The 24,118-nt window shown below is 54.0% G+C and carries 19 protein-coding genes; 3 read left to right on the forward strand and 16 right to left on the reverse strand.

Translation table 11 applies throughout. From position 1 onward, the window contains the following. Position 1: 1 nt before the first annotated feature. Complete coding sequence (locus FFI90_RS06685; RefSeq protein WP_144777082.1) at positions 2–685, reverse strand: GntR family transcriptional regulator; 684 nt, start codon at positions 683–685, stop codon at positions 2–4. A 301-nt stretch (positions 686–986) separates the two neighbouring features. On the opposite strand from FFI90_RS06685, the gene FFI90_RS06690 reads away from it, so the two are divergent. After that, positions 987–1,913 carry a GGDEF domain-containing protein gene (locus FFI90_RS06690; protein WP_144777083.1) on the forward strand — a complete coding sequence of 309 codons (927 nt, stop codon included), beginning with the start codon at positions 987–989 and terminating at the stop codon, positions 1,911–1,913. A 29-nt stretch (positions 1,914–1,942) separates the two neighbouring features. Here the strand turns inward: FFI90_RS06690 and rluB are convergent, their stop codons facing one another. The 13 genes from rluB to sdhC form a co-directional block, all read right to left on the reverse strand. After that, positions 1,943–2,974, reverse strand: coding sequence for a 23S rRNA pseudouridine(2605) synthase RluB (gene rluB / locus FFI90_RS06695; protein WP_144777084.1), 1,032 nt, complete (start codon positions 2,972–2,974; stop codon positions 1,943–1,945). Between the two features lie 39 nt (positions 2,975–3,013). Continuing rightward, positions 3,014–3,655, reverse strand: a complete 642-nt coding sequence (scpB, locus tag FFI90_RS06700) for an SMC-Scp complex subunit ScpB (RefSeq protein ID WP_144777085.1) — start codon at positions 3,653–3,655, stop codon at positions 3,014–3,016. 45 nt (positions 3,656–3,700) lie between these two features. Further along, on the reverse strand, positions 3,701–4,501 hold the full coding sequence (locus FFI90_RS06705) for a segregation and condensation protein A (protein ID WP_144777086.1): 801 nt from the start codon (positions 4,499–4,501) through the stop codon (positions 3,701–3,703). Then, complete coding sequence (locus FFI90_RS06710) at positions 4,494–5,708, reverse strand: tryptophan--tRNA ligase (RefSeq protein WP_144777087.1); 1,215 nt, start codon at positions 5,706–5,708, stop codon at positions 4,494–4,496. Before FFI90_RS06710 ends, FFI90_RS06705 begins: the two co-directional genes overlap by 8 nt. 121 nt (positions 5,709–5,829) lie before the next feature. Then, complete coding sequence (sucD, locus tag FFI90_RS06715; protein ID WP_144777088.1) at positions 5,830–6,702, reverse strand: succinate--CoA ligase subunit alpha; 873 nt, start codon at positions 6,700–6,702, stop codon at positions 5,830–5,832. Next, complete coding sequence (gene sucC / locus FFI90_RS06720; RefSeq protein WP_144777089.1) at positions 6,702–7,868, reverse strand: ADP-forming succinate--CoA ligase subunit beta; 1,167 nt, start codon at positions 7,866–7,868, stop codon at positions 6,702–6,704. Before sucC ends, sucD begins: the two co-directional genes overlap by 1 nt. 196 nt (positions 7,869–8,064) lie before the next feature. Then, positions 8,065–9,507 (reverse strand): dihydrolipoyl dehydrogenase, encoded by a 1,443-nt coding sequence (lpdA, locus tag FFI90_RS06725; protein ID WP_144777090.1) that lies wholly within the window; start codon positions 9,505–9,507, stop codon positions 8,065–8,067. Between the two features lie 35 nt (positions 9,508–9,542). Then, complete coding sequence (gene odhB / locus FFI90_RS06730; protein ID WP_144777091.1) at positions 9,543–10,793, reverse strand: 2-oxoglutarate dehydrogenase complex dihydrolipoyllysine-residue succinyltransferase; 1,251 nt, start codon at positions 10,791–10,793, stop codon at positions 9,543–9,545. 25 nt (positions 10,794–10,818) lie between these two features. Next, positions 10,819–13,656: a 2-oxoglutarate dehydrogenase E1 component gene (locus FFI90_RS06735; protein WP_144777092.1), complete on the reverse strand. Its 2,838-nt coding sequence runs from the start codon at positions 13,654–13,656 to the stop codon at positions 10,819–10,821. Positions 13,657–13,971: 315 nt separating this feature from the next. After that, positions 13,972–14,676: a succinate dehydrogenase iron-sulfur subunit gene (locus FFI90_RS06740; protein WP_144777093.1), complete on the reverse strand. Its 705-nt coding sequence runs from the start codon at positions 14,674–14,676 to the stop codon at positions 13,972–13,974. Between the two features lie 14 nt (positions 14,677–14,690). Continuing rightward, positions 14,691–16,463: a succinate dehydrogenase flavoprotein subunit gene (gene sdhA, locus FFI90_RS06745; protein WP_144777094.1), complete on the reverse strand. Its 1,773-nt coding sequence runs from the start codon at positions 16,461–16,463 to the stop codon at positions 14,691–14,693. A 3-nt stretch (positions 16,464–16,466) separates the two neighbouring features. Then, positions 16,467–16,814 carry a succinate dehydrogenase, hydrophobic membrane anchor protein gene (gene sdhD / locus FFI90_RS06750; protein WP_246123375.1) on the reverse strand — a complete coding sequence of 116 codons (348 nt, stop codon included), beginning with the start codon at positions 16,812–16,814 and terminating at the stop codon, positions 16,467–16,469. Further along, positions 16,805–17,182 carry a succinate dehydrogenase, cytochrome b556 subunit gene (sdhC, locus tag FFI90_RS06755; RefSeq protein WP_144777095.1) on the reverse strand — a complete coding sequence of 126 codons (378 nt, stop codon included), beginning with the start codon at positions 17,180–17,182 and terminating at the stop codon, positions 16,805–16,807. Before sdhC ends, sdhD begins: the two co-directional genes overlap by 10 nt. 478 nt (positions 17,183–17,660) lie before the next feature. Between sdhC and gltA the strand changes: the two genes are divergently transcribed. Beyond that, on the forward strand, positions 17,661–18,935 hold the full coding sequence (gene gltA, locus FFI90_RS06760) for a citrate synthase (protein WP_144777096.1): 1,275 nt from the start codon (positions 17,661–17,663) through the stop codon (positions 18,933–18,935). 132 nt (positions 18,936–19,067) lie between these two features. Next, the gene (locus FFI90_RS06765) at positions 19,068–19,940 is read left to right on the forward strand and encodes an NAD(P)-dependent oxidoreductase (RefSeq protein WP_144777097.1); all 873 of its coding nucleotides are present in this window, start codon (positions 19,068–19,070) and stop codon (positions 19,938–19,940) included. A 78-nt stretch (positions 19,941–20,018) separates the two neighbouring features. Here the strand turns inward: FFI90_RS06765 and topA are convergent, their stop codons facing one another. Further along, on the reverse strand, positions 20,019–22,658 hold the full coding sequence (gene topA, locus FFI90_RS06770) for a type I DNA topoisomerase (protein ID WP_144777098.1): 2,640 nt from the start codon (positions 22,656–22,658) through the stop codon (positions 20,019–20,021). A gap of 269 nt (positions 22,659–22,927) precedes the next feature. Then, entirely contained in the window at positions 22,928–24,103 is a 1,176-nt protein-coding gene (gene fadA, locus FFI90_RS06775; protein ID WP_144777099.1) for an acetyl-CoA C-acyltransferase FadA, read from the reverse strand. Positions 24,104–24,118: the final 15 nt, after the last annotated feature.

Consider the following 24,118-nt stretch of genomic DNA (forward strand, 5'->3'; position numbering starts at 1 on the left):
GTCACGCGCTCTCCTCCTCCTTGAGCGTACTCAGTACCTGTTGACGCTGATGTTCGCCAAAGGCCTTTATAGCAGACTGCATACGGTCAACGTCGCCACTCACCGCAGCGTCTCCAAGGCGGCTGAAGAATACAGCTGTCTGCCCAATGCCTCCCCGGAAATTTTCCAGAGCAACAAAATAGGTGCGACTGATAGCGGGCCGGAAGTTCTCCAGAGTTTCCTCCAGAAATGGGTTGTCCACGAGCCCGTAAGCGTAACGCATGACGCCAAAGCCCGCATCGATCACTTTTTCTGCCGCATCCGGCCCTGTTGAGTTTACAGCCTGGATGACCGCCTCAACCTCCCGGACCCGGCCCATAACACCGCCCAGTTCATCACCCGACCAGCGTTCGATAACCTTGCGTCCGAGCATGCACAGCAAATCAATGTAGATATCGTAAAGACTGTTAACACTCGCCACGGTCAGGCTGGAAACAACCGCGCCTCTGCGTGGGAAAATATCAATAAGATGTCTACGCTCCAGAATCAGCAAAGCCTCACGCACCGAACCACGGCTGACATTGAGATCACCCGAAACCTTGAGTTCCTGGATACGACTCCCGGGCTTCAGGTCCCGCGTGACAATCCTCTGCTCGAGATGCTGGGCGATCTGTTCGGAGAGACTTTCTGGGGCCTGAAACGTCATACGGAATGTTGCTCACTTCTGAAAACAGCAGGGATTCAGTTAATGCTATAACTGCGAGAGTTTAACACAGGGATTCTTCATCCCCACCCCCTTGGTCAGCATTTTGCGCCTGTAACCGCATCCTCCGGAAAGAGCTTGCCGTTTTTTTGACACTTGGATCCGGACTTGCTCAAAGGCACCCCAAAGCACTTTAAATAACGATTACATCAAATTGTTTTAGATGCATTTTTTAGTTATAGGCACATACAATGCTAACCACTCTGCAAGCGAATGATCGATTCTGTCTGCAGAGTGAACCCCAGTGAAAAACATACCGTCGATACAGAGATCCACCTCTCAACCAAAAGATCTGGCAGCGCTACGACAAGCCTATCAGGGCTGGTCGAGCACTCCCGATCCTCTCAGCAGACTTACCCGGCGGCTTTCCACGACACTGTCGCTGGAAACCCAGCTTGGTATTCTTGCGGAAGAACTGGGCGGAATCATTCCCTTCGACGCGCTGATTTACCGCCATCAGATAGCTCATCGTGATTTCGTGTATGCAACCGGTATCGGTGGACCTCACCGCTGTGAGTATCGGCTTAATCTCGAAAGCGTGTGTTACGGAACTTTGACGCTGAGCCGTCGCCAAAAATTTTCGGATGAGGAGCTGCAAGGCATTGAAATGATCATCAGCGCGGCCATCTGCCCGCTGCGCAATGCCTGCCAGTTTATTGCCATTGAACAGGCGGCGCTGACTGATTCGCTAACGGCAATTCCTAACAAACGTGCCCTGGATGAACAACTTCAGCGCGCGAGCCTGCTTGCGCAACGCCATGCAGAGGAGTACGCCTTGATTCTCTGCGACCTGGATCATTTCAAAACGGTAAACGATCAGCACGGGCACGTGGTGGGTGATCACTTGCTGCGATTGACGGCTGAGGCACTGGAGGCCGCAATCAGAAATTCAGACAGTGTTTACCGGTTTGGTGGGGAAGAGTTTGCTATTTTGCTGCCCCATACGGGCGAGCAGGAAGCCCGGGACGTAGCCGACCGGGTGCGCAGTGCCATTGCAAACCTCAGGGTGGACTGCGGAGGCACTGAGCTGTCGGTAACCGTCAGTTGCGGTGTGGCCCAGCACATGCAAGAGGAAACCCCGGACCAGTGGATAGCACGCGCTGACGAAGCGCTGTATAGAGCCAAGGATCAGGGCCGGAACTGCACCCGGGTGTTCGCGACCATTCGCTGAACAGCCCGGTTCAGTATTACAACACCGACTTATCTACCCGACTTGCCAGCACTTCCGGAATGAGCTTTACGCGGCCGGCCAGACCCTGTCTTCGGCCTACCCGCTCCGGTGCGGGGCTTTTCGGAGCCTCCATTGCGAGTCGGCTTGGTATCGCTGACATCCCAACGCCGGCTTCCGGCCTTTTTGTTAGCGCTCCCCGGGCTCTTTCTTCGCTGCCGTTCGTGGGCCGCCTGCTCATCCGGCGTTTTTTGCGGTATATCCATCGATTCAAGCCCGACTGTTTTGCTCAGGGAATCGACGGCTTTCTGATCCAGCTCCTCCCATTTCCCAAGCGTCAGCCTGCTGGGCAGAAAAATCGGCCCATATCGCACACGTTTCAGGCGACTTACGCGCACACCCTGGGACTCCCACAAGCGCCTGACCTCACGGTTACGTCCTTCAAGAAGCGTAACGTGAAACCAGCGGTTGATTCCGCTGCCGCCAGCGGGACTGAGATCACTGAACTTTGCCATGCCGTCTTCAAGAAGCACGCCTGCCATCAGGCGTTCGATCATGGCGTCATCAACTTCGCCAAAAACCCTGACTGCGTACTCCCTGTCGATCTGGCTTGAGGGATGCATCAGGCGATTGGCGAGCTCACCGTCGGTAGTGAACAGCACAAGCCCGGTGGTATTGATGTCCAGCCGGCCTATCGAAATCCAGCGGTTATCCTTGAGCCTGGGCAGACGGTCAAATACCGTAGGCCGCCCCTCAGGATCCTTCCGCGTAGTCACTTCACCTTCAGGCTTGTTGTAGATAAGCACCCGGCGCACAGTCACAGCAGCCGCTGCAACTTCCAGCCGCTTTTCGTCGAGCTCGAACCGATCATTCACCGTTGCTTTCTGGCCCGGCACCGCCGCCTCGCCATTGACCGTCAGGCGCCCGGTTTCCATCCAGCCTTCGATTTCCCGACGCGAGCCGAGACCGGCACGGGCGAGAAGCTTCTGGACCCGCTCCGGGCCTGCGTTAGTCACTGTATCTGCGGCCGGTTTTGCCTTTCTTCCGGGGCGTTCTGACGCCATGAACATAATCCTTAATCGCTGACTGATACCCGAATGGTATCAGTGAAGTGTCTCGCCCGGAGGATTATCTCCCGCGGGCTTTGCCGCTGCTGAATCAAACTCAATCTCGGCTTGAATACTCTTTTCGATTTCCCTGCCTATTTCTTCCAGGTCCCGGATCTCGGACAAAGGTGGCATCTGATCCAGACTGGAAAGATTGAAATAGTCCAGAAACTGTCGGGTCGTGGCATACATCGCAGGCCGGCCAGGAACGTCCTTATGCCCGACGATGCGTACCCACTCTCGCTCAAGTAACGTGCGAATGATATTGCTGCTTACCGTAACACCCCGAATGTCTTCAATCTCGCCACGGGTAATGGGCTGGCGGTAGGCAATTAATGCAAGCGTTTCCAGCAGGGCCCGGGAATAGCGCTGAGGTTTTTCCTCAAACAACCGGCTGACCCAGGGCGCAAACTCCTCACGAACCTGAAGCCGGTACCCACTGGCTACTTTACGAAGCTCAAAACCCCGACCCTCACAAGCCGCGCCAAGAAGCATCATCACATGTTCCATGACCTGCCGTGCCGGGCGCTCATCCTCGGTAAACAGGTCCCGTAACTGGTCAAGCGACAGGGGTTTGCCCGCAGCCAGTAACGCGGCTTCGACTATTGCCTGAATTCGGGAAAGATGTTCTTCATTCATGATGGCTATCCGTTTTCGGCACACCGGCCCTCGATGCGGAATTCTCTAGCGAGCAGCCCGAGCACGCACGTGAATCGAGCCCAGCACTTCTGCCTGTACCACTTCAATCAGCTGCTCTTTCACCAGTTCCAACGTTGCCAGAAACGTGACCACCACACCAAGCCGTCCTTCTTCAACAGTGAAGAGGCTCGAAAAAGCAACAAACTGATCGTCCTTCAACAAGGACAAAATGGCCGACATACGCTCCCGGGTGGACAGTTTCTCCTTTTCCACATGATGGCTGGTGAAAAGGTCCGCCCGCTCCAGTACGCCACGAAGTGCAAGAAGCATATCCACAAAATCGACATCGGGATGCTGTTGGGTCGATGGTAACTGCGGCAGCGAAGCCGATACAGGAAAACTGTTTCGCTCCATACGCGGCAATGCGTCAATGTCCTCAGCGGCCTGCTTGAATCGCTCGTACTGCTGCAGCCTGCGAATCAGTTCAGCCCTTGGGTCCATCTCCTCATCTTCATCACTTTCGTGCCTTGGTAGAAGCATGCGGGATTTTATTTCCGCCAACGTGGCCGCCATCACCAGATACTCTGCAGCGAGCTCGAAGCGCATGGCTTCCACGGCTCCGATATAGTCCATGTATTGTCGGGTTATTTCACTCACGTCTATATCCAGAATATCCATATTCTGGCGACGGATGAGGTAGAGCAGAAGGTCGAGCGGCCCCTCAAAGGCTTCCAGAAACACCGCAAGGGCATCTGGCGGGATATACAGATCACTAGGAAGATCAATCAGATCTTTCCCTGAAACCCGTGCCAAAGGGGCGTGCTCTGGCTCGGCTGACTTAGCGATAGCTCAAGCCCATTGCAGCCCGGACTTCCTCAAGCGTATCACGGGCTGCGTCCCGGGCATGTTCACGCCCTTCCTGCAAAATGGAATGCACAAGATCGGGGCTGTCTTCGTATTCAAGAGCCCTCTCACGCAAGGGTCGCTGCTCTTCGATGATCGAATCTATAAGCGGCTTTTTGCAGTCAAGGCAGCCGATGCCGGCACTGCGACAACCGGTCTGAACCCACTCTTTGGTTGCTTCATCGGAGTAGACTTTATGCAGCCCCCATACCGGACACTTCTCTGGTTCCCCCGGATCTGTCCGTCGCACCCGCTGGGGGTCCGTTTGCATGGTACGGACTTTCTGAGCCACGCTGTCCGGCTCTTCCCGCAGGCCAATGTAGTTGTTGTAGGACTTGGACATTTTCTGTCCGTCCAGCCCCGGCATCTTGGAGTCTGGTGTCAACAGAGGCTGTGGCTCCGGAAGAATGACCTTGCCGCCACCCTCGATGTATCCATACAGGCGTTCACGATCACCGATGGAAATGTTCTGCTGTTCCATAAGCAAAGCGCGAGCGGTTTCGAGAGCTTCCAGATCACCCTCTTCCTGATACCGCTTTTTGAGCGTGCGGTAGAGCTTGGCGTTTTTCTTGCCCATCTTGACGATGGCAGACTCCGCCTGATCTTCAAACCCGGGTTCACGTCCGTAGATATGATTGAAACGGCGGGCTATCTCACGAGTAATTTCAACATGCGATACCTGGTCTGCGCCTACCGGCACTTTGCCCGCGCGATACATTAATATGTCGGCAGTTTGCAAAAGCGGATAGCCCAGGAAACCGTAGGTTGCCAGGTCTTTTTCGCGCAGTTTTTCCTGCTGATCCTTGTAAGTGGGAATGCGCTCCAGCCAGCCCAGAGGGGTGATCATGGACAACAGCAAGTGCAGCTCAGCGTGCTCAGGCACCTGAGACTGGATAAACATGGTGGAGGATCCGGGGTTCACCCCGGCGGCCAACCAGTCGATCACCATGTCCCAGACGCTTTGCTCGATGCCGGAGGGGTCATCGTACTGTGTCGTCAGAGCATGCCAGTCGGCGATAAAGAAGAAGCACTCAAATTCGTGCTGGAGTTTCACCCAGTTTTTCAGCACACCGTGGTAATGACCAAGATGAAGCTTGCCGGTCGGACGCATACCGGACAAAACCCGTTGCTGGGAATCTACAGAACTCAAAGCACAAACTCCTTCTTTTGAATGGGATTCGCCCCATAGTAGATCAGACGACCCGGCATTATAAATAAAAAACCCCCGCTCTGCAGAACAGAAACGGGGGTTTTAGTGAAAGAAACCAGCTTTACCAGCCAGTCACTTCCTGCAGAGCCTTGCCAATCTCAGCCAGACTGCGCACGGTTTTAACACCGGCGTCGTTCAGAGCCGCGAATTTCTCATCCGCTGTACCCTTACCACCAGAGATGATGGCACCGGCATGGCCCATACGCTTGCCCGGAGGTGCTGTAACACCAGCAATGTACGAAACCACAGGCTTGGTTACATGCTCTTTGATGAACGCAGCCGCTTCTTCTTCCGCGGTGCCGCCGATCTCACCAATCATCACAATCGCTTCTGTCTGCGGATCGTCCTGCAGCAGTTTGAGGATATCGATGAAGTTGGATCCTGGAATCGGGTCACCACCAATGCCTACGCAGGTAGACTGGCCGTAGCCGAAGTCTGTGGTCTGCTTGACCGCTTCGTAAGTCAGGGTGCCGGAGCGAGATACGATACCGACCTTACCTGGCTTGTGAATGTGGCCTGGCATGATGCCGATTTTGCACTCGCCCGGAGTGATAACGCCTGGGCAGTTGGGCCCGATCATGCGAACGCCTTTACGATCAACGTATTCTTTGGCGTACAGCATATCAATGGTCGGAATGCCTTCGGTAATGCACACGATCAACTCAAGGCCGGCATCCGCCGCTTCAATGATAGCGTCTTTGCAGAACGGAGCAGGAACGTAGATTACGGTAGCCTGAGCACCGGTCTTTTCCACAGCTTCACGCACGGTGTTGAACACCGGCAGACCCAAATGCTCGGTACCGCCTTTGCCCGGGCTTACGCCACCGACCATTTTCGTGCCGTATTCAATAGCTTGCTCAGAGTGAAACGTACCCTGTGCGCCGGTAAAGCCCTGGCAGATTACCTTGGTGTCTTTATTAATCAGGATGCTCATTATTTACCCCCTGCGGCTTTAACGACTTGCTCTGCAGCATCCGCCAGACTTGTGGCGGCGATAATGTTCAGGCCACTTTCGGCGAGTACCTTGGTGCCCTTCTCAGCGTTGTTGCCTTCAAGGCGCACAACCACGGGAACCTTGACGCCCACTTCCTTAACCGCTCCAATGATGCCTTCAGCGATCATATCGCAACGAACGATACCACCAAAAATGTTCACCAAAACTGCCTGAACGTTGTCGTCAGACAGAATGATTTTGAACGCCTCGGATACGCGCTCTTTGGTCGCACCGCCGCCAACGTCCAGGAAGTTGGCCGGGCGACCACCAGACAGCTTGATGATGTCCATGGTACCCATGGCCAGACCAGCGCCATTAACCATGCAGCCAATGTTGCCCTCGAGTGCAACGTAGTTCAGTTCCCAGGCTGCGGCTTCTGCTTCACGGGCATCTTCCTGTGAAGGATCGCGCATTTCCTGCAGCTTCTTCTGGCGGTACAACGCGTTGCCATCGACACCAATCTTGGCGTCCAGGCAGTGAAGATCGCCGGCCGGCGTGATAACCAGCGGGTTGATTTCCATCAGCGCGAGGTCATAGTCTTCGAACAGCTTCGCCAGACCCATGAAGATCTTGGTGAACTGACCAATCTGCTTGCCTTCCAGGCCAAGCTGGAATGCCAGATCACGACCCTGATATGGCTGTGCGCCTACCAGCGGGTCAATTTCGGCTCTCAGGATTTTTTCCGGAGTTTCTTCCGCAACTGTTTCAATCTCAACACCACCTTCGGTGGATGCCATGAATACGATACGGCGAGTGCCACGGTCGACAACCGCACCCAGATACAATTCCTGATCAATATCCGTCAGGGATTCAACCAGAATTTTGCTGACCGGCTGGCCGTTCTCGTCGGTCTGGAAAGTGACCAGCTGCTTGCCCAACCACTGTTCGGCAAACGCGCGAATGTCGTCAGTGTTCTTGACCAACTTTACACCGCCGGCTTTACCGCGGCCGCCAGCGTGAACCTGAGCCTTCACAACCCAGCTGTTGCCGCCAATCTTTTCTGCAGCTGCTACTGCTTCGTCCGGAGTATCGCAGGCAATGCCCTGCGATACTGGCAAGCCATATTCAGCGAAGAGCTGTTTGCCCTGATATTCGTGCAAATTCATAGTTAGTGTCCCGCTTTTTGATGGAGGATAACCACGTACGGAAAGTGAACCCGCGACTTCCCAGCCGGGAAGTCTTTACTGCGAATTCCATTCGGCGAGCAGGGTTTTAAGCCAGCTCACCATGATCGCAACAGGAAATCAGCTGTTTTTATGGTAAAGGGGCGCCATCACGGGCGCCCCTGCTTCCTGGTTTGCGTTACTTCTTTTTGCGACGGTTCGCAATATGAATTGCGCCACCGTTAACAGCCAGCGCTGCCTCGTGCACAGACTCGGACAGAGTCGGATGTGCAAAACAGGTCAGAGCCAGATCTTCTGCACTGGAGCCAAATTCCATGGCAATAACGCCCTGAGCAACGATTTCAGATGCCTGAGGACCCACAACATGGAAGCCCAGAATCCGGTCAGTCTTCTCGTCGGCAATGATTTTCACCATGCCTGAGGCGGAGTTTGCCGCCATCGCACGACCATTAGCCGCAAACGGGAAAGTACCAACCTTATAGGCTTCGCCTTCACTCTTGAGCTGCTCTTCAGTCTTACCTACCCAAGCCACTTCCGGCGATGTGTAGATGACGTTAGGAATACAGTCATAATTAACCTGCGGCTTGTGGCCGGCGATACGCTCGGCAACCATGACGCCCTCTTCCGAAGCTTTGTGCGCCAACATCGGACCACGAACAACGTCGCCCACGGCCCACACACCTGGCGCCTCGGTTTTGCACTTTTCGTCGACAAAGATAAAGCCACGCTCATCCATGTTAACGCCGGAATCTGCTGACAACAGATTATCGGTGTAAGGCCGGCGGCCAACGGCAACAATCAGCTTGTCGACTTTCAGTTCCTGCTTGCCCTTGCTGTCTTCGTAGCTCACGTTGACCAGCTTGCGTTTGACCTCGGCGCCAGTTACCCGACCACCCATAACGATGTTCAGGCCCTGCTTGCGAAACTGCTTCAGCGCATCTTTGGCAACCTGCTGATCAACCGCCGGCAGGAAGGTATCCTGCGCTTCAAGCACGGTTACTTCAGAACCCAGACGCGCCCAGACGCTGCCCAGCTCAAGACCGATAACCCCGGCACCGATAATGCCAAGACGCTTGGGAACTTCATCAAACTCCAGTGCGCCTTCCGAGTCGACGATATAGCCTTCGGTCATTGGAGCCGGCGGTATATCAATGGGCTTGGAGCCGGTAGCGATAATAACGTTCTCAGCTTCGTAGGTTTTTGTCTTGCCGTCTTTATCCGTGACTTCAACCTGACGATTGGCTAAAAGCTTGCCGTGACCATGGATGGAAGTCACTCCGTTGGCCTTGAACAACCCGGCAATACCACCCGTCAGCTGTTTAACAATGCCACTCTTGCGCTCCATCATCTTGGCGATGTCGATTTTGACATCCTTGGCAATGATGCCCTGCATTTCGTAGTCGTGGCTGGCTTCCTCAAACTTGTGAGAAATTTCCAGCAGCGCTTTCGAAGGAATACAACCTACGTTAAGACAGGTGCCGCCAAGCACCTGGCTTTTGCCATCTTCCGAGCTCCACGATTCGACACACGCGGTTTTCAGGCCAAGTTGAGCGGCTTTTATGGCAGCAACATAGCCACCCGGGCCTGCGCCAATGACGATTACGTCGTACTTATCAGACATAGTTAATCCTGTTTTCCGATTCGTTAAGTGTCGGCTCAGACGTCCAGCAGAATACGCGCCGGGTCTTCGAGCATTTCCTTGATTGCAACAAGGAACTGCACCGCCTCCTTGCCGTCGACCATACGGTGATCATAAGACAAGGCAAGGTACATCATTGGACGGATTTCCACCTTGCCATTGACCGCCATCGGGCGCTCCTGGATCTTGTGCATACCAAGAATAGCCGTTTGCGGCGGGTTCAGGATCGGCGTGGAAAGAAGCGATCCAAAAATGCCGCCGTTGGTTATGGTGAAAGTACCACCAGTCATATCATCAATTCCGAGCTTGCCACCTTTTGCCTTGGTGCCGTACTCAACAATCTTCTTCTCGATATCTGCCAGACCCAATGCATCCACATCACGAAGTACTGGGACCACCAGACCACGCTCGGTAGAGACCGCGACACCGATATCCTGGTAACCATGATAAACCATGTCATTACCGTCGATGGAAGCGTTGACCGCAGGGAAACGCTTGAGCGCTTCGGTTGCAGCTTTGGCAAAAAAGGACATAAAGCCGAGCTTGATGTCGTGGCGCTTCACAAAGCTATCCTGGTATTGCTTGCGCAGCTCCATGATCGGGCCCATGTCGACCTCGTTAAAAGTCGTCAACATGGCTGCGGTTTGCTGCGCATTCACCAAACGCTTGGCGATGCTGGACCGCAGGCGGGTCATGGGAACGCGTTTTTCCGGGCGCTCACCCGAACCAACGTTGACTTCTGGCATAGCAGCCTCGGACTTCGAGGACTCACCTGAAGACTTAGCGTTATCTACGTGATTTTGAACATCTTCCTTTGTAACTCGACCGTCTTTTCCGGTGCCTTTGATGGAACCCGGGTCAACGTTGTTCTCATCAGCCAGCTTGCGGGCTGCTGGGCTCAGAATGGCGTCGCCCGAGGTCTGGCTTTGATCAGCTTTGGCCTCTTCTTTGTCAGCGTCACCACCTGCACCTGCGTCGGCTTTGCTATCCTTACTGCCCTTGCTATCAGCAGACTCGGAGTCACCCACGGCACCTTCTTTGAATTTACCGATGACTTCACCGCTTTCCACGGTGTCACCTTCTCCTTTGACAACCTCTTCAATAACACCGTCAGCGGGCGCTACAACCTCAAGGACAACCTTGTCGGTTTCAATATCGACGATCAGATCATCGCGTGAGCAGGCTTCGCCAGGTTTTTTGTGCCAGGTCGCGACGGTACCCTCTGCGACCGACTCCGGGAAAACGGGTGCTTTTATCTCAGTAGACATTACAGTTCCTTAGTTCGGTAGCTCGTCAGATTTCAAACGCGTCGTTAACAAGTTTTTTCTGCTCTTCAATATGAACAGACATATGACCTGCTGCCGGGGCAGCGGAGGCCTCACGACCGGCGTACTGAAGATGAAGCTTGGGGTTCAGCCGCTGCAGCGCGTTGCGCATATGGTGCTGACTGCTGTACCAGGCGCCCTGGTTCATAGGTTCTTCCTGACACCAAACCGCGTGTTTCAACTTTGAGTACTTGGCCAGAGTTTCATCCAGATCCTCACCGGGGAACGGATAGAGCTGCTCAATGCGCACAATGGCAACATCGTCGCGCTCGTCGGTTTTCTTCTTTTCCAGCAGATCGTAATAGACCTTGCCGCTGCAAAGAATAACCCGGGCAACCTTTTTCGGTTCCGGCAGTTCCTTCTCGGGAAGAACAGTCTGGAAGGTGCCTGATGTCAAGTCATCCAGATCCGAGGTTGCTTCCTTGTGACGCAACAAACTCTTGGGCGTAATAGCGACCAGCGGCTTACGCAGCGGGCGCTTCACCTGGCGACGCAACATGTGAAACACCTGGGATGGTGTTGTTGGCACACATACCTGAATGTTGTGCTGGGCAGACAGTTGCAAGAAGCGCTCAAGGCGCGCAGAACTGTGCTCCGGCCCCTGCCCTTCATAGCCGTGCGGCAACAGCAGGGTCAACCCGCACAGGCGTCCCCACTTGTGCTCACCACTGGTGAGGAACTGATCGATAACAACCTGCGCACCATTTGCGAAGTCGCCAAACTGTGCCTCCCAGACCACCAGCGTATCCGGCGTGGTAGTGGAGTAGCCGTATTCGAACGCCATAACCGCCTCTTCCGAGAGAAGCGAGTCATAAATTTCAAACATCGGCTGCTTGTCAGAAAGCTGCGCAAGAGCAATATGCCTGGATCCGTCTTTCTGGTTATGCAAAACCGCATGCCGATGAGAGAAGGTTCCACGACCCACATCCTGGCCCGTCAGCCGGATAGGATGCCCCTCATTCAACAGCGTTGCGTAAGCCATGATCTCGCCGTAGCCCCAGTTGATGGGCAAGGCTCCCGCTGTCATTTTCTCGCGATCCGAGACAATCTTCGAAACCTGGCGCTGAATACTGAACCCTTCCGGCACCTGGGTCAGTTTCTTACCCAGCTTCTGAATAGTTTTCAGCGCTACGCTGGATTTGCACTTGGCCGTCCATTGGTGGCCCAGGTAAGGCGTCCAGTCCACATACAGATCTTTATTGGGCTCTTTGACCAGGGACTTGACCACGTGCTCGCCATTATCCAGCGCGTCACGATAATCATTTTCCATCTGCTTGGCTTCGTCTTCGCTCAGAACACCCGCAGCGACCAACTTCTCTGCGTAAATAGTGCGGGTCGTCTTCAGCTTGCGAATCTTTTCGTACATCATCGGCTGGGTTGCGGCAGGCTCATCCGCTTCGTTGTGTCCACGGCGGCGATAACAAACCAGATCGATGACCACGTCGCCCTTGAACTCATTACGATAGTCCATCGCCATTTGAGTCACAAACACAACGGCTTCAGGGTCGTCCGCGTTCACGTGGAGTATCGGCGCGTGAACCATTTTGGCAACGTCAGTACAGTACTCCGTCGATCGGGCATCTTCCTGTTTGCTGGTCGTAAAGCCAACCTGATTATTGATAACTATGTGGATGGTTCCGCCCACCCCAAACCCGCGGGTCTGGGACATCTGGAACGTTTCCATTACCACGCCCTGGCCAGCAAATGCCGCATCACCGTGCATGATAACAGGAACAACCTGGTTACCTTCTGTGTCAGCACGACGGGTCTGACGGGCGCGCACAGAACCTTCTACCACTGGAGATACAATTTCAAGGTGAGATGGGTTAAACGCCATCGCGAGGTGTATCTCGCCGCCTTCTGTCATCACGTTGGATGAAAAGCCCTGGTGATACTTCACGTCACCGGAGCCTGAATCGGCCAGCCTCTTACCCTCAAATTCGTCAAAAAGCTCTTTGGGGTTTTTACCCAGCGTATTGACCAGAATATTCAGGCGACCACGGTGGGCCATGCCCAGGACAATTTCCTTGGCACCATAGTGGCCAGCGCGCTGGATCAATTCGTCCATACAAGGGATAAGGCTTTCACCGCCCTCTAGACCAAACCGCTTGACGCCGGGATAACGCGAACCGAGGTATTTTTCCAGGCCTTCAGCTGCCGTGAGGCGTTCCAGAATGTGTTTTCGGGTATTGGGTTCATAACCCGGCTCAGAGCGAACAGGCTCCATACGCTGCTGAAACCAGCGCTTGATGCGGGTATCAACTATGTGCATGTACTCAGCGCCAATACTGCCGCAATAAGTCTGCTGCAGTCCGTCGACGATGTCTCCGAGCTTCATGGTCTCAGAGCCAAAACTCAGGGAGCCCGTTTGGAAGGTCAGATCCCGATCGGATTCTGATAATTCATGAAAAGACGGATCAAGATCCTCTACCTTTGGACGCTGCCAAACTCCGAGAGGGTCAAGCTTTGCTTCCTGATGACCGCGAAAGCGATAAGCGTTGATAAGTTGGAGAACACGGGTCTGCTTTTTATCAGCATCCGATGTTGCACTGACAGGCACGCCGTTACTCGCAAGAAAACGCTGATTGCGGGCTATGTGCTCGAACTGCTCACGGATCGAGGAGTGAATAACGTCACGACCCTGATAGCCGTCAACGCTTGGAAGCTTGTCAAAATAGCTACGCCACTCTTCCGGGACGGCATTCGGGTCTGTCAGGTAGGTTTCAAAAAGCTGTTCGACATAGGCCAGATTTCCACCTTGCAAGTGGGACGTCTGCCATAACTGCTCCATCATGCTTTCTTGCATTTTGAATAGCTCACCTTGGGCTGGTGCGGGGGAGCCAAGTATGGTCGGCCAGGGGTAATTATCAGTCAATACGGGTTTTTACGGGATCGACTGTGGCAACCACACCCAACACGGATGTTTTCCGTTCCCCAATGATTTTTTTGTACTCAGCAACACCGCAAGAAAACATGGTAAGTTCCCGCCACGGCTTGCGTAGTGTGCACCCGAGTAAGACTTTTAACTATAAGCCTTTGGTTGAAGGCCCCGCATAAATGCGAGGCCTTCCGGGTTCCAACCTGATCAGATCAGTATAGCGCCTGTCTGTATTTTTGCCGCTTAAGTAGCCCGGTGCAGCAAAAGGTTCCGAATGTGGCCAATTGCCCTTGTGGGGTTAAGGCCTTTCGGGCAAACGCTAACACAGTTCATGATGCCCCTGCAGCGGAATACACTGAACGGGTCATCCAGATCGGCAAGCCGCTCTGCCTGAGCCGTATCGCGGCTATCTGCAAGGAAGCGATATGCCTGCAACAGTCCCGCCGGACCAATGAACTTATCCGGGTTCCACCAGAAAGACGGGCAAGACGTTGAGCAGCATGCGCAGAGAATACACTCGTACAGGCCATCCAGCTTCTCGCGATCTTCCGGTGACTGCAAACGCTCTATGGCGGGTGCCGGGTTGTCGTTAATCAGATACGGCATCACTTTTTCGTACTGCTTGTAAAACAGGCTCATATCAACGACCAGGTCACGAATAACCGGCAGACCTGGTAACGGGCGCAGTACCAGCTTGCCATTCTTGACGACCTGAGACATTGGCGTAATGCACGCAAGGCCATTTTTGCCGTTCATGTTCATGCCATCAGAACCGCAAACACCTTCACGGCATGAGCGGCGATAGGCCATTGACGGATCGTTCTCCTTGATGAGATTGAGCACGTCAAGAACCATCAGATCCTTTCCTGCCGGAAGCTCCACATCAACGTCCTGCATATACGGGGCGTTGTCAGTTTCCGGGTTATAACGGTAAAGGCTTACCAACATAATGCATGTCCCCTTTAGTAAGTCCGGACTTTCGGCTGGAAGGTTTCGACGGTTTTTGGCGAGAAATTTACGTCACGCTTGCCAATTCGCTTGTCCAGCGGGAAGTAGAGAGAGTGTTTCAACCAGTTCTCGTCATCACGCTCAGTGAAGTCGTTGCGGGCATGGGCACCACGGCTCTCTTTACGCTCGTTTGCAGCAATCGCGGTAGCCTGGGCCACTTCAAAAAGGTTATCCAGTTCCAGCGCTTCAATGCGCGCGGTGTTAAACGCGTTACTGGTGTCTGCCAGTTTGGTGTTACGAACACGCTGACCGATGGCTTCCAGCTTTGCCAGACCCTCTTCCATGCTCTTGCCGTCACGGAATACACCGAAATAAAGCTGCATGCAATTCTGAAGATCCTTGCGAACGTCTGCAACGCTTTCACCTTCTGATGCGCTGTTCAGACGATCCAGTCGGGCCATGGCGCGCTTGATATCTTCATCGGTCGCACCGTCAGTCTCAAAGCCCCCACGCAGTTGTTCCTCAATGTGCAGACCCGCCGCACGACCGAAAACAACGAGATCCAGAAGCGAGTTACCACCAAGGCGGTTCGCTCCGTGAACAGAAACGCACGCCGCCTCACCACAGGCAAACAGCCCCGGGATCGGCTGATCGTTACCATCCTGGTCCTGAGTCAGCGCCTGACCACCTACATTTGTAGGGACGCCGCCCATCATGTAATGACAGGTTGGAACAACCGGGACCGGCTCTTTTACGGGATCTACGTGAGCAAATGTACGAGACAACTCACAGATACCCGGCAAGCGCAGATTCAGAGTTTCTTCACCCAGGTGATCCAGCTTCAGCAGAACGTGATCCTTGTCCGGACCACAGCCGCGACCTTCAAGAATCTCGATAACCATGGAGCGCGCAACAACGTCACGGCCAGCAAGGTCTTTCGCATTCGGAGCATAACGCTCCATGAAGCGCTCGCCCTCAGAGTTGATCAGGTAACCGCCCTCACCCCGACAACCTTCCGTTACCAGCGTACCGGCACCGTAGATTCCGGTTGGGTGGAACTGCCACATCTCCATGTCCTGCATCGGGAAACCGGCACGCAGTGCCATGCCGATACCGTCGCCAGTATTGATCAGCGCGTTGGTTGTGGAAGCATAGATGCGGCCTGCTCCGCCTGTTGCCAGGACGGTGGCCTTGGACTTGATGTAAGCCACTTCGCCAGTTTCAATTTCAATGGCTACAACACCTACAACTTCGTCTTTACTGTTCTTGACCAGATCAACGGCGTACCACTCGTTAAGGAAAGTAGTGCCGCCTTTGAGGTTTGCCTGATACAACGTGTGTAGCAGCGCGTGACCAGTACGGTCGGCAGCAGCACAAGTACGCGCCGCCTGAGTCGGGTTGTCCGGCCCCTTGGACTGACCACCGAACGGGCGCTGATAGATACGCCCCTGCTCCGTGCGCGAAAATGGCAGCCCCATGTGCTCAAGCTCGAAAACGGCCTGAGGGCCCACTGAACACATATATTCAACAGCGTCCTGGTCGGCAATATAGTCAGACCCTTTAACGGTGTCGTACATATGCCAGCGCCAATCATCATTGGGATCAGCGCTTGCGATCGCACAAGTGATGCCACCTTGGGCAGACACTGTGTGCGAGCGGGTCGGAAAAACTTTTGTGATACACGCAGTGTTAACGCCCGACTCGGTTAACTGCAGGGCTGCTCGCATACCGGCACCACCGCCACCAATAACAATAGCGTCGTACGACATGGTCTTGATATTAGCCATCAATTAAAGCCCCCAAATAATCTGAATACCCCAAACCACATACACGAAAATCACGAGAATGCATGCCGCCTGGAAAAGAAACCGTTGCATAGCGGATTTGATGTAGTCCGTAGAAACTGTCCAAAGCCCGACCCAGGCATGGGCACCAATCGAAAGCAAAGCAAGCAACGTGAAGATCTTGAACCAAGCCTGATCAAACAGAGCTGACCACGACTGGTAATCCACATCGGTCGTTACAAAAAAGCCAAGCAGAAACAGAGTATAGAAGGCTAATACGTAGGCAGAAACGCGCTGGATAATCCAGTCTTGAATTCCGTTACGGCCAATATTGGTGACGCTATTCATGCCCATACCCAGACTCCTGCCAGAACAATGAGGACGACGGAAACTGCAATTGTGATTTTGGCGGCCGCACGCCCGCTCTCAAGCTCTTCACCTATACCCATATCCATGAGCAGGTGCTTGATGCCAGCAACCAGGTGGTAAAGCAGAGCAGACAGGATGCCCCAGATAATCAGCTTGGCAAGGAAGCCGTTCAGCAATTCACTGACCTGACTGAAGCCCTCTTCCCCGGAAAGGGAAAGCTGAAGTCCGTAAAGCATAAATGCAACACCAACAAAAATGATGATGCCGCTGACGCGGTGCAATATGGACGTAATGGCTGGCAGCGGAAAATGAAACTTGCCGAGATCGAGATTTACTGGTCGTTTGCTATTCACAGCGCTCTCACACTCTCTTTTTGATACCGCAAAGCCGGCGAACCGGTAGCGGATAGTTGGTATGTAACGATCGGATGTAGGATACGGGATCAACAGCCGATTGGTTCAGGAGGGCGGACACCAAACAGGTAGCTTGCTATGAACAAACCCCTGTGAGAATGAATCCCCGATTCCGGGCTACGGATTATAAGGAGGCGCCCGTATAATTACAAACGCGCAACCCATGCAAAAGCCACCCGAAGGCGGTAGCAGAGCAAGCTATAAGACGTATTGACAAACACTATTTTTGTCTGCAAGCCGCGTTATTCGTGATATCCCTGATTTACAACAAGGACAGCATCAGCAGTCTCCCTCACTCTTTCATTGACAAAAAAAGCCAACACCCTATATTTTGCCGCCAGTTTTGCGATAATACGCGCCTTCTCATGCAACTATAAAGGCAGCCTATGCTGTTCAAGCTGATAAACAGGAGAGCACTATGACCGACAGGAAAGCCACGCTCTCGGTGGGGGACGAGTCCATTGAGCTACCGGTTTATTCCGGCACCGTTGGCCCTGACGTCATCGACGTACGAGGCCTAGTCCAGCACGGCGTTTTCACCTACGACCCGGGGTTTGTCTCAACAGCAGCCTGCGAGTCGGCGATCACCTACATTGATGGCGAAAACGGCGTTCTTCTGCACCGGGGTTATCCCATTGAACAGCTCGCCGAGCACTCAGACTATCTGGAAGTCTGCCACCTGCTCCTGAAAGGCGAACTGCCTACTGCCGCAGAAAACAGTCAGTTCCATGACACAATCAAAAACCACACCATGCTGCATGACCAGATGCGCAATTTTTTCCACGGCTTCCGCCGGGACGCCCACCCAATGGCGATCATGTGTGGTGTTGTCGGAGCGCTTTCTGCGTTTTATCACGACCAGATGGACGTTACTGACGAACATCAGCGCGAAATCACCGCCCATCGCCTGATAGCGAAGATGCCGACGATCGCAGCCTGGTGTTACAAGTACAGCATTGGCCAGCCGTTCGTGTATCCGAGGAACGATCTTTCGTATTCGGAAAACTTCCTGCAAATGATGTTTGGTGTCCCCTGCGAGACATACAAGCCAAACCCGATCCTGGCGAAAGCCATGGACAAGATTTTCATTCTGCATGCTGACCACGAACAGAACGCATCAACGTCTACCGTTCGGCTAGCCGGATCCTCTGGCGCCAACCCATACGCCTGCATTGCATCCGGCATTGCAGCACTCTGGGGCCCGGCTCACGGGGGTGCCAACGAGGCCGTTCTGGACATGCTCGCGGAAATTGGCGACGAGTCCAACATTGATACCTTCATTGCCAGGGCCAAGGATAAAGATGATCCTTTCCGCCTGATGGGGTTTGGCCACAGGGTCTACAAGAACTTCGATCCTCGCGCCAAGGTAATGGCTGAAACTGCACACGAAGTTCTCAGCGAACTTGGACTGGAAGACGATCCGCTCCTGAAAATCGCCCAGCGCCTTGAGCAGATCGCCCTTGAAGACGAGTATTTCGTCAATCGTAAGCTCTACCCGAACGTGGATTTCTATTCTGGCCTGATCCTCAAGGCTATTGGAATTCCGACCTCCATGTTCACAGTGATTTTCGCCATGTCCCGAACCATTGGATGGTTCTCTCACTGGAACGAAATGGTCAGCGGCGACTATCGCATTGGCCGTCCGCGCCAGCTTTATACCGGCTCTCCGGCAAGGGATTACCCGAAAAAGTAATTCCTGAGCTCCCCGGAAACCGAAAGGCCGCTGATTCAGCGGCCTTTTTTTGTACCGGTGAAAACCGCTTTTCACCCGGCAACCGTTTAACTCTGTGCTAAGTTAAGTGCCATAACTTAAAAGGAGACAACAATGACAACCGCAACCTTTATCGGCCTTGGCGTTATGGGGTATCCCATGGCCGGCCATCTGGCCAACGCCGGCCTAACCGTTCGCGTATGGAACCGCTCAGCGGAAAAATCCCGGCAATGGGCGAAGGAGTACCCCGGAACCGCCTGCCAGACCATCGCTGAGGCCGTGGACGGTGCAGATTTCGTTTTCACCTGCGTCGGCGCAGACAAGGACCTGATTGCTGTCTATGAAGGCGATGATGGCATTCTGGCGCACGGGCAGTCAGGCGCCATTCTCGTCGATCACACAACCGCATCAGCAGGGGTTGCAGAAAGGCTCTCCGAGTCCTCCCGCAAAGCCGGCATGGGCTTTATTGACGCACCGGTTTCCGGTGGCCAGCAAGGGGCACAGAATGGCCTACTTACCATCATGTGTGGCGGCTCCGACGCAGACTTCGCCAAAGCTCAGCCATTGCTGCAACACTATGCCAAGGCGCTGAACCTGATGGGCCCGGCTGGCAGCGGCCAGAAAACAAAAATGGTGAATCAGATTGCGATTGCCGGCCTGGTCCAAGGGCTCTCCGAGGCCCTGCACTTTGCCGAGCAGGCTAACCTTGATGTCAGAAAAGTTGTGGACGTCATCTCCAAGGGAGCCGCTCAGTCTTGGCAGATGGAAAATCGCTCAGGAACCATGATCGATGGTGAGTTTGATCATGGGTTTGCCGTGGACTGGATGCGCAAGGATCTGGGCATTTGCCTGGATGAGGCCCGTAAAGTGAACGCCTCACTGCCGGTTACAGCCTTGGTGGATCAGTTCTATGGCGATGTTCAGGAGATGGGCGGAAAACGCTGGGACACATCTTCATTGATTCAGAGATTACGAAAGTTCAGATAAGCCAAAAGCGGTCGGGGAAAAAAAACCGGTCAGAGCAGATACTCTGACCGGTTTTTTCGATCAAATGCACAGCCGCTGCTATTTCTCGCGGGGCTGCCACTTCCCATCCACATACCAAGCGGACCAGCCGGTCGCTTTACCGTCTTTTTCCGACATCACGTACTGTTCTTTCGTCTTGCGACTGTATCGAATGACCGTAGGGTTGCCCGCTGGATCACGCTCCGGGGCCTCCATCAAGTAATCGTGTTTTGGATCGATTTCCTTCCGGTGCGGTTTAATTTCCATAACCAGAGGCGGGCGAGTCTCACGGTTTTTCGGGAACTTGCTGGCCGCCAAAAACATTCCGGATGCGCCATCACGCAAAACGTAAGTGTCATCCACTTTCTGGCACTTCAATTCTGGCATGGGAACCGGATCCATCTTGGGCGGTGCCGGTTCTCCATTCTTCAGGAGCTTGCGGGTGTTTTTGCAGGTATCACTCATGCAACCAAAATACTTGCCAAAGCGACCTGTTTTGAGCTGCATCTCGGAGCCGCACTTGTCACATTCCAATGTAGGGCCGTCATAGCCTTTTATCCGGAATGTGCCCTCCTCCACTTCATAGCCCGAACAGTCCGGGTTGTTACCGCATACATGGAGCTTGTGGGTTTCATCTACCAGATAACTGTCCATCGCTGTGGAGCATTTCGGGCAGCGGCGCTTTTTGCGCAACAACCGTGTTTCGCCCTCACCTTCAACGTCATCATCGGCGCTGACCACTTCATCGCCTGAAATCAGGTTGATAGTGGTTTTGCAGCGCTCTTTCGGCGGTAACGAATAACCGGAACAACCAAGGAACACACCTGTACTAGCCACCCGAATCTGCATATTGCGGCTGCAAGTCGGGCACGGGATAGTGGTTTCGGTCGGATCGTTCGGGCGCATACCGCCCTCGTCATCGGCAGCCTCTGCTGACTCCAGCTGTTGACGGAAACGAGCGTAAAAATCATTAAGAACCTTTTTCCACTCCACATCACCCTCGGCAATGTGGTCAAGGTCGCCTTCCATCTTTGCTGTAAAATCAAAATCCATCAGGTTGGAAAACGACTCACACAGCCGATCGGTAACAATCTCACCCATCTTCTCAGCGTAGAAACGCCGGTTCTGCAGACGCACATAGCCCCGATCCTGAATGGTCGAGATAATCGATGCGTAGGTCGATGGGCGGCCAATACCCTGCTTTTCCAGCTCTTTGACCAGGCTTGCCTCCGTATAACGAGGCGCTGGCTTGGTAAAATGCTGGCTTGGATCCAGTTTTTCGAGACTCAGAGCCTCTCCTACCTTGATGTCTGGCAGGGCGACATCTTCTTCTTTCTTGGCCGACTGAGGCGCAACCTTGAGGAAACCATCAAACTTGATAATGCGGCCGCGTGTGCGCAGTTCGTAGTCGCCGTTGGCGACCGCAATCGATGTACTGAGAAACTCAGCTTCTGACATCTGGCAGGCTACAAACTGCCGCCAGATCAGCTCATAAAGCTTCTCGGCATCTTTTTCCAGACCACTGATAGCAACAGCCTGACGAGTTACTTCTGTGGGGCGAATGGCTTCGTGGGCTTCCTGAGCACCTTCTTTGCTGCCATAAACCTTGGGCTTCTCTGGCAAATAGCGGTCACCGAACTGATCCTGAATGTAATCACGGCAGCCATTGATGGCGTCCTGGCTCAGATTTGTCGAATCGGTACGCATATAAGTGATGTAGCCAGCCTCATAGAGGCGCTGAGCCAGCATCATGGTTTTCTTGACGCTGAACCCCAACCGGTTGCTTGCCGCCTGCTGCAGGGTAGACGTAATAAACGGAGCGCCCGGGCGGGATCTGGTGGGTTTGTCTTCCCGCTTCGATACTTCAAAGCTGCCTGTTTTGAGGCGCTCTACGTGCTCAATACTTTGCTGCTCGCTAACCGGACGGTATGGCTTGTCTTTGTAGCGGGTAACCTCAAACCGAACGGGTTGATCGCTTGCCTTTGCACCCAGCCCTGCAAACAGCTGCCAGTATTCTTCCGGCACAAACACCCGTATGTCCCGCTCTCGATCTGCAATCAACCGCACTGCAACCGACTGAACCCGGCCTGCCGAAAGTCCACGGGCAAGCTTGGCCCATAACAGTGGCGAAACCATGTAACCCACAACACGGTCGAGAAAACGCCGTGCCTGCTGCGCATTCACCTGATTGTTGTCGAGACTTCCCGGATTCTCAAACGCTTCCTGGATCGCGCGCTTGGTGATCTCGTTGAACACCACGCGACGGTACTTTTCTGGCTCACCACCGATGGTTTGCTTGAGATGCCAAGCAATGGCCTCCCCTTCGCGGTCAAGATCCGTCGCGAGATAGATATGGTCAGCATTTTTTGCAAGTCGTTTGAGCTCGCTGACAACCTTTTCCTTGCCAGGAAGAACTTCATAACGGGCGCTCCAGTCATTGTCAGGGTCAACACCCATCCGGGCAACCAACTGCTCCCGGGCCTTGCGTTTTTTATGCGCAATCTTGTCTTCGGGGCTGAGCTTGCGAGTGACTGCGGCCTGCCTGGCACGCTCTTTCGGATCAGACTGGGATCCGCTGCCACTGACGGGAAGATCACGAATGTGCCCAACGCTCGACTTCACAATGAAGTCAGGGCCCAGGTACTTGTTGATGGTCTTCGCTTTCGCTGGTGACTCGACAATAACGAGACTTTTACCCATATCGGAGATCTGTATCCTTGGCGATAAATCGGTCAGTAAATAAGCGGACCGGAAACTCGCTGTAAAATCAATCGGCTGGAAAAACTATAGGAGCCGCCATTATGTATAGGCTCACTGTTTTACAGGGTCAGGAATAGCAAGACAACCCATTCTTTGTTTCAGCCATGCTTTTCGAGTTCTCAGGACGCGCCCTGAGACTGCCCTGAAAGCAGAAAGGCCCGGCGCGTGCCGGGCCTTCCGTGAAAGCGTTACTGTATCCGTCTAGCGAATTACAGGCGCTCCCAGACCGTCGCAATACCCTGACCCAAGCCGATACACATGGTGGAAACACCAAGCTTACCGCCTTTGGCCTGCATTACGTTCAGCAGAGTGGTGGAGATACGGGCACCAGAGCAGCCCAGCGGATGGCCAAGAGCAATCGCGCCGCCGTTCAGGTTAACCTTCTCTTCCATTACACCCAGCAGTTTCAGGTCTTTCAGTACAGGTAAAGACTGGCCTGCAAACGCTTCGTTCAGCTCCCAGAAGTCGATATCTTCAACTTTCAGGCCTGCACGCTTGAGCGCCTTTTTGGTTGCTGGCACAGGGCCGTAACCCATGATTGCGGGATCGCAGCCGGCTACCGCCATGCTACGAATCTTCGCAATCGGCTTCAGCCCCAGCGCTTCCGCACGCTCCGCAGACATCAGTACCATTGCTGCGGCACCGTCAGTCAGCTGAGAAGAGGTACCCGCCGTCACGGTTCCATTCTTCGGATCAAACGCCGGCTTGAGCTGGCCGAGTGATTCAACAGTGGTCTGTGGGCGGATGGTCTCATCGTGCTCTATCAGCACCTTGAAGCCATTCTCATCGTGACCTTCGATCGGAACGATTTCGTTCTTGAAGCGGCCTTCCAGCGTCGCTTCATGGGCCAGACGGTGCGAACGCTCGCCAAACTCATCCTGCTGCTGACGGGTAATGCCGTGCATTTTGGCCAGCATTTCTGCGGTCAGGCCCATCATATTGGAGGCCTTGGCAGAATACTTGGAAGCCGCAGGGTTGTGGTCAAAGCCTTCGGTCATGGGAACGTGTCCCATGTGCTCTACACCACCAACCATAAACACATCACCGTTACCGGTCATGATGGCCTGTGCCGCTGTATGGATCGCGCTCATCGCGGAGCCACACAGACGGTTTACGGTCTGGGCTGCAGACTCGTGAGGGATACGGGTCAGCAGAGAAATCTGCCGGGCCACGTTAAAACCCTGCTCCTTGGTCTGGTTTACACAGCCCCAGATCACATCTTCAACTTCTTTCGGGTCGAGCTTTGGATTGCGCTCAAACAACGCGTCAATCAGCGTTGCCGACAGGGTCTCCGCACGCACGTTGCGGAAACAGCCATTTTTGGCACGACCCATCGGAGTCCGCACGCAATCGATGACGACAACGTCTCTCGGATTAAGGCTCATAGATCTTTCTCCGTT

Origin of the sequence: Marinobacter maritimus (assembly GCF_007671675.1) — a bacterium.
GTDB classification, from domain to species: Bacteria; Pseudomonadota; Gammaproteobacteria; order Pseudomonadales; family Oleiphilaceae; genus Marinobacter; species Marinobacter maritimus.